This is a genomic window from Acidimicrobiia bacterium, from assembly GCA_036396535.1.
Taxonomy (GTDB): Bacteria; Actinomycetota; Acidimicrobiia; order Spongiisociales; family UBA5794; genus DASWKR01.
In genome coordinates this window covers 1-15,606 of sequence record DASWKR010000002.1, presented here as the reverse complement: position 1 = coordinate 15,606, position 15,606 = coordinate 1, and the positions used below count along the sequence as shown (strand labels likewise).

Here is a 15,606-nt window from a genome sequence, read left to right as displayed (position 1 = left end):
AGGTCGTGTTGGCGATTCGCGGCGATTGTCGACAGGTGAGACGACCGACCGCCGGCTTGTGACAAGACATCAGCTTCTCCGCAGCCTTTGGGACAAGTCCGACACCTCGTCGTAGACCTGCTTGTCGCTCTGCATCATGTTCTTGATCTTCTCGACGGCGTGGAGCACCGTCGAGTGATCCCGCCCCCCGAACGCAGAACCGATCTTGGGCAGTGAGAGGTCCGTCAGCTCACGGCAGAGGTACATGGCGATCTGTCTGGAGCGGGCCAGCGGCTGCTTGCGGCTCGGGCCGGTGAGCTCGGCCTCGCTCAGGCTGTACCTCGCCGCCGTCAGGTTGATGATCGATGTGGCGGTGACCGGAGTCTTGTTGTCCTCCAAGAGATCGGACAACACCTGCTCGGCCATCTCGAGGGTGATCCGCTCGTGGGTGAGCGCCGCGAATGCCGTGACCCTCGTCAGGGCGCCCTCCAACTCCCTGATGTTGTTGGCGACGTGGGTTGCGATGAACTCGAGCACCGTCTTCGGCACTTCCATCGGAGCGAACTCGGCGTTCTTGCGGAGGATGGCGAGCCTCGTCTCGACGTCGGGAGGCTGGATGTCGGTCTGCAGCCCCCAGGCGAACCGGCTGCTGAGGCGATCCTCGAGGGTCGAGAAGTTTCGCGGTGGCCGGTCGGACGAGATGACGAGGTGCTTGCCGGCCTCGTAGAGACTGTTGAACGTGTGGAAGAACTCCTCGAGGATCAACTCCTTGCCCTCGAAGAACTGCACGTCGTCGAGGAGCAGGACGTCGATCGTCCGGTAGCGGGCCTTGAACTCGTCCATGCGCTTCTGCCTGATCCCGTTGACGAACTCGTTGAAGAACTGTTCGGACGAGACGTAGCGCACGAGGGTCCCGGGCGCCAGCTCGCGGCGCAGGTGGCCGACCGCGTGGAGTAGGTGGGTCTTGCCGAGCCCTGCTCCCCCGTAGATGAAGAGCGGGTTGTAGTGGCTGCCGGCTTCTTCGGCGACCGCCAGGGCGGCGGCCTGGGCGAAGTGATTCGACTTGCCGACGACGAAGTTGTCGAACGTGTACTTGGCGACGAGGCGCGACTCGAGGTCTTGTGCCGGTGGTGGCGGCTCCCGGCGCGGTGGGGCATCGGCCGCCTGTTTCTCCGCCGTGATGTCGATGCGGATGTCGACCTCGCCATCGCCGACCCGATCTCCCGGGTCGATGGTGGAGAACTCGACCTTGACCTCCGGCCCGAAGACGGCGAGGGCAGCCTCCTCCACCGCCGTCTGGTAACGGTCCCTGACCCAGCGGAGGTGGAATACGGTCGGAGCCTCCAGCATGAGCACATCCCCGTCGAGGCGCGAAATGAGAGGATCGATCCAGGTCTGGTACGCCGTGGCGGGCAGCTGTGCCTGGACTCTCTGCTGGAACTCCTGCCACAACGTGGTCGACTGTCGTTCCACCGTCTGTTGCTCCTCGCCCGGCTCGGCTACGCCTTCGGACTGTCCACACACCTGTCCACAGATGTGGAAAACCTGGTCTGCCGACACCCTCGCGTGTCAATGCCCTTCTCTGTTGGGGAAGTCCCCCGGGCCAGCCCGGCGACGGGCGAGTATATGGACCGAATTCTCGGGCCTTCAAGAACGCCAAATCCGCCGGTATGTCGCGAAATGCGCGTGGTGCGGTGGACCCAGAGCCCTTGTGGCACAAGGCTTTTGTCACGGCCGGAAGGCTCAGATCTGCCGCAGATGCCGCCAGGACGCCCCTAAGCAAAGTTTCGCGTGCTCAGTCGAGTTTTCGCGACGTACCGGAACGACCGGCAACTTTGACAAGGTATGAGCGCCTTCGTAACCTATCCGTCCGACACCGCGATCCACCTCGGATACCCCCTCGTGAAGCGTACCTACCAACCCAACGTGCGCCGCCGCAAGCGCAAGCATGGCTTCCGGGCCAGGATGCGCACGCGCGCCGGTAGGGCAGTGATCAAACGTCGCCGTGACAAGGGACGCAGCCGTCTCACGGCATGACCGGAGGCGGTATGTCTCCCTGCGGGGACGCAGTGAGTTCGAACGGATCTACCGAGAGGGTCGGCGGAGCCGAGTACGCCACCTCGTGGTGATCGAAGCCGCCGGGCTCCCCGGCCCCGCGCAGGTGGGATTCGTCGTCGGGCGGCGTGTCGGGAAAGCGGTCGTACGCAATCGCGTGAGGCGCCGCCTCCGGGAGGCGGCTGCTCTCGTCGATCTCGGCGAGGGCAATGCGTATATCGTGATCGCCGACCGAGGAGCGGCCGAGTCGAGGTTGGCGGACCTCGTGGTCGGCATGGGTCAAGCGGTCGAAGCCGATCGTCGACCGTCGGAGGGCGGAGCGTGATGAGAGAGTTGAAGCGATACCAGGTTGGCTGGTGGCTCGTCCGAGCCATCGACGCCTATCGCAAATTCCTCTCCCCCGCTCTCGGCAACCGCTGCAGGTACCAGCCGACCTGCTCGGCGTACACCAGGGAAGCGATACTGCAGCACGGGTCGATGCGCGGCGTCGGGCTAGGGCTTCGCCGGATCGCCCGCTGTCACCCCTTCGCCGCCGGTGGCTTCGATCCGGTTCCCGAAAGAGATCGGACTGCGGCATGAACCCGTGGCAGGTGCTCCTCAACGCCCTGGGCGGCACGCTTGCGTTCTTCTACTCGCTCATCCCGAACTACGGCGTCGCCATCATCCTCCTCACCATCGTCGTCAATCTCATCCTCTTCCCACTCACGCTCAAGCAGACGCGTTCCATGAGGGCCATGCAAGAGATCCAGCCGGACGTGAAGCGCCTCCAGAAGGAGTACAAGGCCGATCGAGAAGAGCTCCAGAAGCAGCTCATGGAGCTCTACCGGGAGCGGGGCGTCAATCCTGCCGCCGGGTGCCTTCCGCTCATCCTGCAGATGCCCGTGTGGTTCGCGCTGTTCAGCGTGCTCCGCATCTCAGCGGTCGACGGGCGACTCACGGGTTCGGCGATCCCCGAGTCGTCCGACCTCGGTCGAGCCCTGCTGGCAGGCAACACCGACTTCCTCGGCATGCATCTGGAAGTATCTCCAAGCCAAGCGTTTGCCGCATCGGCCGCAGACGCCATCCCCTACATCGTCCTCGTCGTCATCGTGATCCTCAGCGGCGTGTACCAGCAGCGTCAGGCGACTCGAAAGCGCAAGGACGCGCCTGAGCAGGTTCAGAATCAAGCGGCCCAAGGGGCGCAGACCGCGCTGAAGTTCATGCCACTGCTGTTCGGGGTGTTTTCCTGGAACTTCCCCTCCGGACTCGTGACGTACTTCGCAGCTTCCAATATCTTCCGCATTGGTCAACAAGCCGTGATTCTCGGCCTCGACGGCCCGAGTCCCGGTCGGGCGAAAGACGCGACCGCCGCTCCCCCGCAGCCGCCGGAGGAAGGCGAGTCCCGGAGTGGTCCTTCGCCCAACGCAAGCAAGAAGCGCAACAAGCGCAGGAGGAAGTAATCCGCGATGGAGTGGGTCGAAGTCGAGGCACCGTCGGTCACAGAGGCAGTCGAACTGGCGGTCAAGGAGCTGGGTCTGCAGTCGGTAGACGACGTGGACGTCGAGGTCATCCGCGAGGCGAAGAAGGGCTTCCTGGGTGTGGGTGCGCAGGATGCCCTCGTCAAGGTGCTCCCGAAGGCGACGACGTCGCCGAGCAGGCGCCGGAGGCGTCGCGGGCGATCGGGGGGCTCATCTCGGGAGGGCGGGGCGCCCACCCAGACGCCCCAAGGCGAATCCCGCGGCGGCCAGCAGGGCGAACCGCGCAGCGGCCAGCGCCAGACCCAGAAGCGCCCTCAGTCCTCCGGCAGGAAGCCGTCGAGCAAGCAGACCAGTCAGCAGCAGCGGAGGAGACCGGTGAACGACAACGATGACACTCCGAGAGAGCGAACCGAGACGCCGACGGTCTCGATCGATGACCAGGCGACCGTAGCGTCCGAGTTCGTCGAAGGCCTGCTCAGCGCGTTCGGTCTCGAAGGCGCCGTGACGACAAGAGTCGACGAGGACGTGCTGTACATCGACGTGAGCGGCGATCAGACCGAAGCGCTCGTCGGTGCCCGCGGATCCATCATGCATGCGGTTCTCGAGCTGACGCGCACCGTGGTGCAGCGCAAGACGTTCGGAGCCCCGCGGATGCGCCTCGACATCGCAGGCTATGCGGAGCGCAGGCGTGAGGCCCTGAAGATCTACGCCGCCAAACTGGCGGAGAAGGTGCTCGCCGACGGCGGCGAGGTCATGCTCGAGCCAATGAATCCAGCGGATCGCAAGGTCGTCCACGACGCCATCGCCGAGATCGACGGAGTCCGGTCGTATTCCGAGGGCGAGGACCCCGAACGCTGCGTGATCGTTGCCGCCGAAGGCTGAAGGGCATTGCTGCCGAGGCACGGCACAGAATACAGACACCGCGTGTCGCCGAGCCTCAACGTATAGTCGACCGTTACCATGTTTCCCGTGAAACATGACCTAGGCGACGAAATCGCCTCAGCGAATCGGCTACTCGAGTGGCTGGGGGCTTCTCCACTCTCTCCAGCCGCGAGCCGCCAACTCGCCGACTACCGCGACTGGCTGGCATCAGAGGCCGCCGTCGCCGGAGCCGTCGGCCCGGACGAGACAGGCCGACTCTGGCGCCGGCACATCCTCGACGCCCTCACGTTCGGAGTCTTCCCAGCGGGCGAGTCTGAGGTCATCGACCTCGGAGCGGGGGCGGGCCTGCCCGGACTGCCCCTCGCCGTCGCCTTCCCCCGGTGGCATGTCACCCTCGTCGATCGATCCGAGCGACGCATCGACCTCTGTCGTCGGGTCGTCCGACTTCTGGGGCTCGCCAACGTGACGACGGTGATCGCAGACATCGACCGCCTCGACGGGACATACGATCGAGTGGTCATGCGGGCCGTGCGAAGCCCTGACGAGGCAAAACCCCTTGTCCAGCGCCTGCTCTCGCCGGACGGCGTCGGATTGATCGGAGTATCGGCCGCCGGTGGGTTCCGCGACGCCGCCGACGGTGACGTCGACATCGTGTCCATCCCGGAGGAGATACTTGACGGCGGAGCGACGCTCCTTAGGATTGCATCCCGTGACACGTGAACCCGAGCGAGCGACGCGCATCGTTGCCATCGCCAATCAGAAGGGCGGAGTCGGAAAGTCGACGACGACGATCAACCTCGGCGCCAGCCTCGCCTTCCAGGGCGAACGCGTGCTCCTCGTGGATCTCGACCCTCAAGGGAACACGACCTCCGGCCTCGGCATCGATCGAAGCACGATAAACTCGTCGACCTACGAGGTTCTCGTCGACGGCATCGCCGTCGACGAAGTGCTCGAGCCCACCTCGGTGCGCGACCTGCTCCTCGTTCCGGCCACGATCGAGTTGGCCGGCGCCGAGATCGAGCTCGTCTCGATGTTCTCTCGCGAGATGCGGCTCGCCAACGCCCTGCAGAAGATCCGCGGCGACTTCGACTTCGTTCTCGTCGACTGTCCCCCATCCCTCGGTCTACTGACAGTGAACGGCCTGGCAGCGGCTGAGGAAGTCCTCATCCCCATCCAGTGCGAGTACTACGCCCTCGAAGGGGTCAGCCAACTCATGCGCAACATCCAACTCGTGACCTCGAACCTCAATCCCAAGCTCACGGTCGAGGGAGTGGTCCTCACGATGTTCGACGGCAGGACGACGCTGTCGTCGGACGTCGTCGAACAGGTCCGCAACCACTTCGGAGACATGACGTACCGCACGATCATTCCGCGGACCGTGAGGCTGTCGGAGGCGCCGTCCTACGGTGAGCCCATCGAGGCCTTCGATCCGATGTCTCGCGGCGCGATCGCGTACCGTGAGCTGGCACGAGAGTTCAGGAGGCGGCATGGCACCACGTAAGAGCGGTCTGGGGCGTGGGCTCGATGCCCTCATCCCCGTCGATCGAACCGATCACGGCCACAGCATGGTGGCTCTCGACGCCGTCCTGCCGAACCCCGACCAGCCGAGGCGCCAATTGCCGGAGGAGGGCCTCATGGCGCTGGCCGCCTCGATCCGAGAGGTGGGCGTGCTTCAACCGATCGTGGTCCGGCCGGAAGAGGGCGGAACCTATGTGCTGGTGGCGGGGGAGAGGCGCCTCAGGGCGGCTCGATTGGCTGGCCTGGATGAGATTCCCATGGTTGTCCGCCAACAGCGAGACGGCGGGTCGAACCTCACCGAGGCGCTCATCGAGAACCTGCAGCGGGAGGACCTCTCTCCGCTCGAGGAGGCCTCGGCGTACCAGCAACTGCTCGACGACCACGGGCTCACCCACGAGGACGTCGCCGCCAGGGTGGGGAAGAGCCGCAGTGCCGTCACGAACATGGTTCGACTCCTTCAGCTGCCGGCTCCTCTACAAGGGATGCTCGAGCGCGGCGAGCTTTCCACGGGTCACGTCAGGGCGCTCCTCGGCCTCGATGACGAGGCGTACGCGGTGCACCTCGCGGAGAGGGCGGCGGCCGAGGGATGGTCCGTCCGCCAGATCGAGGAGTCGGTGCGCGCCAGGACACCGGCGACGAGGACGACCCGCCCCAAGGAGGTCCGCCCTGCCGCGATCATCGAGCTCGAACAGCGTCTCGCCGAGCGGCTGAGCACGAAGGTGTCGATCGACGTGGGCGCGCGGGGCGGCAAGGTGGTCGTGAGGTTCTCAGGGCTCGACGACCTCGAGCGGATCTACCGCCACCTGTTCACCTGACCGGCGGCTCCACGCGCTGCTCCTGGTCGGCGAACAGATTGATGAGCGCCTGGGCCACCTTTCCTCCGAGGGCGGCATCCATCTCGTCGCTGGCGATCACGACTGCAGGGCTACGGGTTTCACGGAGGATTGCGGTTGCTCTTCCGGCGGCTGCGAGGCCGGTGACCGAGGCGACTGCCCTGGCCAGAGCCGCCCCACCGGTGGACACTCCGTGCTCCGAGGCGTAGTGGTAGACGCCGGGTGCTCCGTCCGACGCCAGCGCGAAACCGACGACGAAGTCGACACCGAGTCGATTGGCCCGGCCTGCTCGGACCCGATCGGGTGGGTGGGTGTCGACGCTTCTCGAGAGAACCGGGATGGCTCCTAGATCTTGGATGATCGTCGCCAGGAATCGAGCCGCCTCCCACGTCGCCGCGGCCTCCTCGTCGTTACGACAGGCAGGGTCGACGTACACCCGCTGTCCGACGAGATGGTGGGGAAGCGCGAGCAGCCACTGCCGCTCGCGGACAAGCTCGCGTCCCGGCTTTCTCGTGGCCCTCACCATCAAGTCGAGCTCGAGGGCCACCTCGCGTCCGGCGATCCCGTCCTCCGGGAGCCTTCGGTTCGACTGGAACTCGAGCACCGCACGTAGCGTCTCGGAACCGAACACCCCGTCGACCTTCCCGGACTCGAAGCCGAGCGAGTTGAGGCGCCTCTGCAACTCGGCGACGTCGTCGCCCCGCATCATCGGGACGCGCCGATACAACATGCGGTCGCCGAGTCGGTACCCGGCTGCGACGAGGGCCCTCCAGGTGTCGGGACCGACGATTCCGTCCACGGCCAAGCCGCGAGCTGTCTGGAATGATTTGACAGCCCGTTCGGTGGCCGTGTCGAAGAGTCCGGCGGCGTCGGACGCTGCGTTGTGGCCCAACGCGAGGAGCCGGTCCTGGATGTCGCGGACCGGCTCACCCTCGTCTCCGAAGCGGTAGAGCCTCATGGGGACCATCGTGCCACATCGCCGTTCCTCGGCTCGATCGGCACGGACGTCGTTACGCTCGGTGTGGGTTGGGCAGGCTGTTCGACGAGCCGCCGAGGAATCAGCCGATGAACTCGGCGAGCTCGTGCTCGAGCTGGTGCTTCGACCGGGCGCCGACGAGACGCTTCTTCATCTCGCCCTTTTGGAACACGATCATCGTCGGGATGCTCATCACGTCGTAGTTCATCGCGGTCTGCTGGTTCTCGTCGACGTTGAGCTTGGCCACGGACAGCTTGCCGGCCTGCTCTGAGGCCAGGTCGTTGAGGGGCCCGTTCATCATCTTGCACGGTCCGCACCATTCGGCCCAGAAGTCGACGAGGACCGGGGTGTCGCTCCCGATCACATCTTCGAAGTTCTGGTCGTGAGCCGTGATCGTGTTCTCACTCATGAGCTCGGCCTGGCGGCCTCCACCTCCTGTGGATACCTCAACGCTCGGCAGAGCGTTGGATTGTGGTCTGTCGTTTCGCCCGCCACAACCGTCGTCGAGACATGGGCATTCCTGACCCCGGTCAGCCGTGTCTGGCTTCGAGCCACCGCTCGGAGTCGATCGCTGCCATGCAGCCCATTCCGGCCGCCGTCACCGCTTGGCGGTAGATGTGGTCGACGACGTCGCCTGCCGCGAAGACGCCCTCGACGGACGTGCGCGTGGTTCCGGGGGCTGTGACGATGTAGCCGGCGGCGTCGAGCTCGAGTTGGCCCCGAAAGACTTGCGTGTTCGGGTCGTGGCCGATGGCGACGAAAACGCCCTCGACGTCCAGCTTGCTCGTCTCGCCGGAGCTCACATCTCGCAGGATGAGAGCCGAGACCGCCTGCTCGCCTTCGACGTCCTCGACGACCGTGTCCCACATGACGTCGATCTTCGGGTGGTCCATCACTCGATGCGCCATGATCTTCGAGGCTCGGAACTCGTGGCGACGGTGGATGACGGTCACCCGTGATCCGAACTTCGTCAGGAAGAGCGCCTCTTCCATGGCGCTGTCCCCGCCGCCGATGACGGCGATGGGCTTGTCGCGGAAGAAGAACCCATCGCACGTGGCACACGCCGACACCCCGTGTCCACGCAGCCTCGTCTCGTTGGGCAGCCCGAGCCATCTGGCCGAGGCGCCGGTCGCGATCACGACCGTCTCCGCTTCGTGGAGGTCCTCGCCGACCCAGACCCGGAACGGGTGCTCGCTGAAATCGACGCGGGTCACGTCGGAGCTGAGGATCCGCGTCCCGAAGCGCTCCGCCTGTTTGCGGAAGTGGTCCATCAGATCAGGTCCCATGATCCCGTCGGGGAAGCCGGGGTAGTTCTCGACGTCCGTGGTCAGCATGAGCTGCCCGCCGCGTTCGAATCCCTCGATCATGAGTGGAGAGAGGTCCGCCCGGGCGGCGTACACCGCCGCGGTGAGCCCCGCTGGGCCCGAACCGATGATCACCAGCTTCTCAGACATCTCTCCTCATTCAGCAGGCCTCGGCTTTCGCATGCTCCACAGGAACATGCCGACCAACACGAAGATTCCTCCGACAGCGGCGTACGCCACCTCGTACCCGATCAGCTCACCGAGGAAGCGCAGCAGCGATACGAGGAGCAGCACGAAGGCGATGACCACCATGGTCGCCAGGAGGATCCCGAGCGCCGCCCACGTCACCCAGCGCACCGCCCGGTCGACGGTCATCGACCTGATCCGCGCCGCGATCCGCTCGAGCAGATCAGCCACCCTGACCGGATAGTCGTCCATGGCCGAGGAGACTAGTTGGGTCGCCGAGGAGCAGAGAAGCGCGCTCGGCGGCGTGGGCTGAGGGGGCTGGTTGGGGGATGGGTCCTGGTGCCGGCGGGCGTCGTACCGCTTCTCGGTGACCCAATCGTGGGGTGCCGAACAAGTGCCAATCGAGCCGGCCCTTGCTGTGAGCTGTGACTTTGTGGTGGCCGGGTCGGTCCGTGGTATTTGTTCGGAACCGTCCCTAGTTGGGTCGCCGAGGAGCAGGTCGGTCCGTGGTGTTTGTTCGGAACCGTCCCTAGTTGGGTCGCCGAGGAGCAGAGAAGTGCGCTCGGCGGCGCGCCGCCGGAGGTGAGCCGTGTCAGTCTGTGTCGGTGTACGTCGTGATGACCTTGCAGGTCCCGGACTCGTACACGACGAGGACGGGGGCGTCGTCTGTCTGATAGCCGACGAGCTCCACGTCCTGATCCTCGTAGCGAGCCGCTTGCGACGCTACGACGAAGGCTGAGTCGGCGACCGAACGGCGGTGGGCGTCGCCGCACGCCGGGGTGGCGCCGTCCTCTGCGCTCTGGACGCCTGCCGGTTCTGGATCGGCAGGCTCGGTGAGACGCTCCCACAGCTCGGGGAGGTCGTCCGAGGAGTAAGCGACAGCCGTCGACATCGCCATCGAAGGTGCTGCGGTGGTCACGGCTGCGTCCGCCGTGTCGCCGGCCGGTGTCTCCTCGTCGGCTCCCGCCGACGACTCCTGCAGGGCAGCCGTGTCGCCCGAGTCGCCGCTGCCGATGAGGTCGAGACTCGGCGCCACCGCCACGACCCCGACGAGCACCGCGGCCGCCGCCCCGACGGCCAGCCATCGATTCCAGTTGACGACACGCCGCGAGGCGATCTGGCGTGACTCGGTTGCGAGCCCCAGCTCGGTCTCCAACGCTCGATGCATCCGGGTGGACTCGAGCTCCGTCATTCCGACAGATGGCGCTTCTCTGAGAAACCTCAGGCCGGCGCGCTGCATCGCGAGGGCGGCACTGCACTCGGAGCACGCCGCAACCGAGGCCTCAGCCGAGGCGCGCGAAAGCGGCGCCAGCGTGTCTTCCGCCAGCGCCATGATCAGATCGGGGTCGTGGTCGTGCATCGTCATTCGTCCCTTTGATGTCGCGGCCGCTCGCTGAGGTTCCCGAGCTGCTCTGCGAGCTGGCGCCTGCCGCGGAACACACGCGACTTCACCGTCCCCACCGGCACACCCAGCATGTCGGCAGTCGTGTCGAGGGACAACCCCTCGAGGTCGACGAGGACGACGGCGGCGCGAAATTCGGGAGCGATCTTCTGGAGGGCGGCCTCGATGTCTGGTCGAACCTCGACGGACTCGAAGGCGTCACCGGCACGGATATCCGGTGGGTCGATGTGCTCGGGCATGCTGTCGGCGTGCCTGCGCTTTGACCGCCGCAGCTGGTCGTAGCACGTATTGACCGCGACCCGATAGAGCCAGGTCGAGAAGGCAGCCTCCGCCTTGTAGCGGTCCGCCTTCCTGAACACGGTCAGGAACGTCTCCTGGGTCGCGTCGAGTGCCGCCTCCCGGCTGCGCAGCATCCGAAGGCAGACGGCGAACACTCGGTCCTCATGGGCGCGCATGAGCTCGCCGAACGCCGCGACGTCGCCGGCGAGGTACCGCTGGATGAGGTCGACGTCTTCGGCTGCCCTGTGTGTCATCGCGGACGGATTCTCCCCGACCTGGCGTGTCCTGTCATCACCCGCCGACGATCAACCTGAGAAAGCGACTGTGTGCAGCTCTGCGAAGTACACGCCCTCCGACTGCTCCGGCAGTTCCACGAGCCAGAGGAGCCACGTGCCGTCGGGACGTGGCGGGAGCTGCAAGTCGACTCCCGCTGCCACGATGGTCGCTGCGGCGATCGGCTCGTACACGTCGAGATCGCCTGCGTCGGTGTCCGACCACAGGACCTCGAAGCGGGTCCCGACGGACCCGCGCACCGAAACTGCGACGGGAGCGCCATCGACGTCGAACTTGACGCCGACACCCGGCTTGAGCGACGAGAGTGGGGTGAAATAGCGCTCCGTCGACCAGGCAGTGTCCGGGTCTGCGTCGAGCATGCCGGCCACGAGATCGTCGTTCTCCGTCCCCTCGCCGAACGGGTCGAAGACCTTGCCGGCCGCCTCGAGTGTCGCCCGGTCTCCGCCGGGAGGAACGGTCGTCGCGTCCGGTGCGGCCGCGGTCGGGTCAGGCGACGGAGAAGCAGGGAAGAGAAACGGGGAGTCCGGGTCGACTTCGATCGTCAAGCCGATCAGCCCGAGCAGGGCCATTGCGACGATGAGCATGGCCGCCGGGACCGTCCAACCCCACGACCAGCCGCGCGAACCGCGGTGTCGCGGCTCGGCCGGCACAGACCGAAGTGCCGCGGCGAGCCCGGCGGCGTCGAGCTCTCCCGCTTCGGCGGCGCTCAGCACCGCGTCGACACGGGCCGGGAGGCCCTCGACGACCTGGGAGGGACGCACGTCGGGCTCCTCGGAGCCCGTCACGGCGACGCGCAAAGCCCGCCCCAGAGCGCTCACGTCATCGCGGGCGGTGCCGATCCCGTTCCGCGTCACCCGCCCGTACGCTCCGAGCTTGGCCGGATGGATCGTCGAGAGCTCGATGGCGCTCGGATCGATTCCCCCGTGAACCGAGCCGATGTCGTGGAGGGCGGCGAGGCCGCCGGCCAGTCCAGCCGCATTCGGCAGGAACTCGACGGGGGGAAGCGGATCGGATGCCCGCAGCCGGTCGGCAACCGAGACGCCGCCGTTCCACTCGAGGATCGCAAAGGCGGTGCCGTCTTCGGAGCCGACTTCGTACACGGCACTGAGGTGGGGGTGACTCACCGAGGCGGCGGCCCTCGAAGCGGCAACGAATCTGGTGACGCGCAAGTCGTCGGATCCCTGGGCGAGGGCTCGAACCAGCACGGGACGGTCGAGCGCGGTGTCGGTGGCGAGCCACTCCTCGACGTCTTGGTCACGTCCAAGCCTCACCTGGGTCCGGTAGCGAGGGGGGAGCTTCGGAGGCATCTCGCGGCCTTGGGCCGTTCAGCGGTCCGTCACTCGCTGCGCAGCAGAGACAGCGGCTCCGGCAACAGCACGAAGCCCTCCGACTCGTACAGCGAGATGGCGGCGGCGTTGTCGTATTGAGTGTTGAGGAGCATGACGTGGGCGCCGCCTGCCCTTGCCTTGCGGGCGGCCACCCGAACGAGTGAGCGCCCCATGCCCTGCCCCTGCCAGTCGGGGTGCACCGCGACGCGCTGCAGGTAGGAGACGGCGCTGCCGTAGCCGATGACGGCGAAAGCAGCAGGATCGCCGTCGGAGTCGCGGATGATCAGGACACTCGAGTCACCGGTCGCCTCGATCGCTTCCCGCAGGCCGAGGGTGTCGAAGCGCCAGAACGGCGAGAACGCCCGAGTGTCGATCGCCAGCAGTTGCTCCATCGGAGGGGAGGTGCACTCGACGACCAGGTGGTCGGGCGCCGGAGGCTGTTCGTCGAGCGAGAGCCGCATGAGCGCAAGGTCGAGGAAATGGTGGAAGCCGGCTGCCTCCCACGTCCGGCGGGCCCCGGTCGGAAGGGGAGGCGACATGACCGCAGGAGCTCCGAGCTCGACGAGGCGCTCGGTGCAGGCCTCCAGGAAGCCGGACCCACCGCGGACGAGGCGCAAGCTGGCGTCGGTGGCGGTGTCGTTCCAGGGCCGGGCCTCTGCGCGCGCCCAGCCTCGCCTGAGTGTGAGTGGACCGGGCCACTCCCCCCTGTGGTTGACGCGGAACGGCGCTTCCGCCAGTGCCATCTGCTCTCCTGATCCCGCTGCGTGAAGGAGGTGCAGCCTCACGATCGCGCCGCCAGCGTAACCGCCCGGCGGCGGCCGAGATCGCGGCGGTACGATCGAGCCATGCGAGTGGGGTTGGTGACACACGAATCGAGCCTGTTGCACGACACCGGCTACGGGCACCCCGAGCGCCCTTCGCGAGTCGAGGCGGCCGCACGTGGCGTGCGGGGGAGCGGGCTCGAGGTCGTCGAACGAACGGCCGATCGCGCCGATCGTGACCTGGTCGAGCTCGTGCACCAGAAGGCGTACGTGAGCGGCATCCAAGACTTCTGCGCCAGCGGAGGAGGGGCGATCGATCCAGACACGATCGCCAGCGAGGATTCATGGGACGCAGCCCTCGACTCCGCCGGTGGGAGCGTCACCGCAGCGCAGATGGTCGAGGCGGGGGAGTGCGACTTCTCATTCGTCGCCATGCGGCCGCCGGGGCATCACGCGCTGGCGGCGCGAGCCATGGGATTCTGTTTCTTCAACAACGTGGCGATCCTCGCGAGGTGGCTGAAGCTTGGCGGGCGGCGTGTTGCCATCGTCGACTGGGACGTCCATCACGGCAACGGCACGCAGGACATCTTCTACGAGGACCCGGACGTGCTCTACGTGTCGTTTCACGAGCATCCCCAATACCCGGGCACCGGGCGCGTCGACGAGTCCGGTGAGGGCGAGGGACGCGGGACGATCGTCAACTTCCCGTGGCCGGCCGGCACCGCGGGACCGGCATACCAATGGGCGGCGGAGAACGTCGTCGCCCCAGTGCTGGCCCAGTTCGCGCCGGATTGGGTGATCGTCTCCGCCGGGTACGACGCCCACCGCTCCGATCCACTCGCCAGTCTCGCCCTCGTCGAGGACGACTATGCGGCTCTCGGCTCCCGGTTCGCGGCGGCGGTGCCGGACGCCAAGTGGACGGTGGTGCTCGAGGGCGGCTACGACCTCGACGCCATCAGAGGGTCCGCTGAGGCGACGGTGCGGGGTCTGGCAGGCGCTCACGAGTTTCTGAACGGTCCCCCGGTCGCGACGCTCGACGACAGGACGGACTCGGTCGGCCGAGCGGCCCTCGCACGAGTATCCAAGTTCTGGCACCTCACCTGACCCTCTTAAGTCCCCTCAGGCGGCGGCCGATACCACGCTCAGTCACCGTCCAAAGATTCCGCCTGGGAGAACACCCTTGACTGAAGTGCTTCCGAGTCTCGACGAGCTCCTCCAGAAACTGCACAGCGTTGGCGGCTCCGACCTCCACCTGAAGGTCGGGTCACCCCCCGCATACAGGATCGACGGCGCCCTCCACCTGTCGAACCTGCCGAAGCTCCGCCCGGAGAACACGAGCGAGATCCTGCTCGACATAATCCCCGAGCGCTTCAGGGTGGAGTTCGAGAACACAGGGGAGATCGACTTCGCATACGGCCGGTCGAACATCGGCCGCTTCAGGGTGAACGCATACCGGCAACGTGGATCCATCAACCTCGTCCTGCGAGCCGTCGCCCCTGTCTCGGAGTCGTTCGACGAGCTCGGGCTTCCGGAGCAGGTCGCCCGACTCGCCAACGAGTCGCACGGGCTGCTCGTCGTTGCCGGTCCCGCCGGGTCGGGCAAGACGACGACGCTCGGCTCGATCCTCGACAGGATCAACTCGACGCGCCGGGCCAACATCATCACGATCGAGGATCCCATCGAAGTGCTCCACCCGGACAAGATGTCGATCGTAAGCCAGCGCGAGGTCGGGGTCGACACGGACAGCTTCGCCTCCGGTATGAGCCGGGTGCTGCGGGCCGACCCGGACGTCGTCTACATCGGCGAGCTGCGCGATCGCGAGACGGTGGAGGCCGCCCTCCGCGCCGCGGAGACCGGGACGCTCATCCTCACGACGATCAACGCAGTCGACGCCATCGACACGGTCACGAGGATCGTCGAGTTCTTCGAGCCGAGCCAGCAACCGCAGATGCGAAGCATCCTCGGCTCGAGCCTGCGCGGCGTGATCGCCCAGCGGCTCGTCCCGAGAGCCGACGGCAAGGGCAGGATCCCGGCGGTCGAGGTGCTGGCCAACACCGAACGCGCATACCAGCGAATCGTCGACCTCGACAAGACGCACACGCTCCTCGAGCTGATGATCGAGGGCGAGTACTACGGGATGCAGGCATTCGACGGGTCGATCTTGAAGCTGTACCAGGTTGGGGCGATCAGCTTCCAGGACGCCATGACGTATGCCACGAATCCGAGCGACTTCAAGCTGGCGGCCCAGCGAATGGGGCTCGCCACGTAGCAGGGCTGGCGCCAACCTCGTCGGACGCTCATGGGTGGTGGTGCGTCCGACCTTCGAGCCGGGGGCGGTCGAACGACCGCCCC

The 15,606-nt window shown here is 66.5% G+C and carries 19 protein-coding genes; 10 read left to right on the top strand and 9 right to left on the bottom strand.

Going from position 1 to position 15,606, the window contains the following annotated elements; all coding sequences use genetic code 11:
- Positions 1–69 precede the first annotated feature (69 nt).
- Entirely contained in the window at positions 70–1,452 is a 1,383-nt protein-coding gene (dnaA, locus tag VGC47_00160) for a chromosomal replication initiator protein DnaA (GenBank protein HEX9853715.1), read from the bottom strand.
- Positions 1,453–1,881: 429 nt separating this feature from the next.
- Between dnaA and rpmH the strand changes: the two genes are divergently transcribed.
- The 8 genes from rpmH (at position 1,882) to VGC47_00120 (ending at position 6,706) form a co-directional block, all read left to right on the top strand.
- A complete protein-coding gene (rpmH, locus tag VGC47_00155; protein HEX9853714.1) occupies positions 1,882–2,016 on the top strand; it encodes a 50S ribosomal protein L34 in 135 nt (44 codons plus the stop codon).
- Positions 1,985–2,359 carry a ribonuclease P protein component gene (rnpA, locus tag VGC47_00150; protein HEX9853713.1) on the top strand — a complete coding sequence of 125 codons (375 nt, stop codon included), beginning with the start codon at positions 1,985–1,987 and terminating at the stop codon, positions 2,357–2,359. The genes rpmH and rnpA overlap by 32 nt, the downstream gene beginning before the upstream one ends.
- Positions 2,359–2,613 (top strand): membrane protein insertion efficiency factor YidD, encoded by a 255-nt coding sequence (yidD, locus tag VGC47_00145; protein HEX9853712.1) that lies wholly within the window; start codon positions 2,359–2,361, stop codon positions 2,611–2,613. Before rnpA ends, yidD begins: the two co-directional genes overlap by 1 nt.
- The gene (locus VGC47_00140; GenBank protein ID HEX9853711.1) at positions 2,610–3,473 is read left to right on the top strand and encodes a YidC/Oxa1 family membrane protein insertase; all 864 of its coding nucleotides are present in this window, start codon (positions 2,610–2,612) and stop codon (positions 3,471–3,473) included. Before yidD ends, VGC47_00140 begins: the two co-directional genes overlap by 4 nt.
- Positions 3,474–3,479: 6 nt before the next feature.
- A complete protein-coding gene (jag, locus tag VGC47_00135; GenBank protein HEX9853710.1) occupies positions 3,480–4,373 on the top strand; it encodes an RNA-binding cell elongation regulator Jag/EloR in 894 nt (297 codons plus the stop codon).
- Between the two features lie 87 nt (positions 4,374–4,460).
- Positions 4,461–5,093 (top strand): RsmG family class I SAM-dependent methyltransferase, encoded by a 633-nt coding sequence (locus VGC47_00130; protein ID HEX9853709.1) that lies wholly within the window; start codon positions 4,461–4,463, stop codon positions 5,091–5,093.
- Positions 5,083–5,874, top strand: coding sequence for an AAA family ATPase (locus VGC47_00125; protein ID HEX9853708.1), 792 nt, complete (start codon positions 5,083–5,085; stop codon positions 5,872–5,874). Before VGC47_00130 ends, VGC47_00125 begins: the two co-directional genes overlap by 11 nt.
- Complete coding sequence (locus tag VGC47_00120) at positions 5,861–6,706, top strand: ParB/RepB/Spo0J family partition protein (protein ID HEX9853707.1); 846 nt, start codon at positions 5,861–5,863, stop codon at positions 6,704–6,706. The genes VGC47_00125 and VGC47_00120 overlap by 14 nt, the downstream gene beginning before the upstream one ends.
- Here VGC47_00120 and VGC47_00115 read toward each other — a convergent pair.
- The 8 genes from VGC47_00115 to VGC47_00080 all read right to left on the bottom strand — a co-directional run bounded on the left by VGC47_00115 (position 6,699) and on the right by VGC47_00080 (position 13,236).
- Positions 6,699–7,682, bottom strand: coding sequence for a peptidoglycan-binding protein (locus tag VGC47_00115; GenBank protein ID HEX9853706.1), 984 nt, complete (start codon positions 7,680–7,682; stop codon positions 6,699–6,701). The genes VGC47_00120 and VGC47_00115 overlap by 8 nt on opposite strands.
- Before the next feature lie 100 nt (positions 7,683–7,782).
- Positions 7,783–8,109, bottom strand: a complete 327-nt coding sequence (trxA, locus tag VGC47_00110; protein HEX9853705.1) for a thioredoxin — start codon at positions 8,107–8,109, stop codon at positions 7,783–7,785.
- A gap of 121 nt (positions 8,110–8,230) precedes the next feature.
- Positions 8,231–9,154 (bottom strand): thioredoxin-disulfide reductase, encoded by a 924-nt coding sequence (gene trxB, locus VGC47_00105; protein HEX9853704.1) that lies wholly within the window; start codon positions 9,152–9,154, stop codon positions 8,231–8,233.
- A gap of 6 nt (positions 9,155–9,160) precedes the next feature.
- Complete coding sequence (locus VGC47_00100; protein ID HEX9853703.1) at positions 9,161–9,442, bottom strand: hypothetical protein; 282 nt, start codon at positions 9,440–9,442, stop codon at positions 9,161–9,163.
- 340 nt (positions 9,443–9,782) lie between these two features.
- The gene (locus VGC47_00095) at positions 9,783–10,550 is read right to left on the bottom strand and encodes a hypothetical protein (GenBank protein ID HEX9853702.1); all 768 of its coding nucleotides are present in this window, start codon (positions 10,548–10,550) and stop codon (positions 9,783–9,785) included.
- Between the two features lie 2 nt (positions 10,551–10,552).
- Positions 10,553–11,125, bottom strand: coding sequence for a sigma-70 family RNA polymerase sigma factor (locus tag VGC47_00090; protein ID HEX9853701.1), 573 nt, complete (start codon positions 11,123–11,125; stop codon positions 10,553–10,555).
- A 51-nt stretch (positions 11,126–11,176) separates the two neighbouring features.
- Positions 11,177–12,436, bottom strand: a complete 1,260-nt coding sequence (locus VGC47_00085) for a hypothetical protein (protein HEX9853700.1) — start codon at positions 12,434–12,436, stop codon at positions 11,177–11,179.
- A 65-nt stretch (positions 12,437–12,501) separates the two neighbouring features.
- Positions 12,502–13,236 carry a GNAT family N-acetyltransferase gene (locus VGC47_00080; protein ID HEX9853699.1) on the bottom strand — a complete coding sequence of 245 codons (735 nt, stop codon included), beginning with the start codon at positions 13,234–13,236 and terminating at the stop codon, positions 12,502–12,504.
- Positions 13,237–13,338: 102 nt separating this feature from the next.
- On the opposite strand from VGC47_00080, the gene VGC47_00075 reads away from it, so the two are divergent.
- Entirely contained in the window at positions 13,339–14,358 is a 1,020-nt protein-coding gene (locus tag VGC47_00075; protein ID HEX9853698.1) for a histone deacetylase, read from the top strand.
- 85 nt (positions 14,359–14,443) lie between these two features.
- A complete protein-coding gene (locus VGC47_00070) occupies positions 14,444–15,523 on the top strand; it encodes a PilT/PilU family type 4a pilus ATPase (GenBank protein HEX9853697.1) in 1,080 nt (359 codons plus the stop codon).
- Positions 15,524–15,606 lie beyond the last annotated feature (83 nt).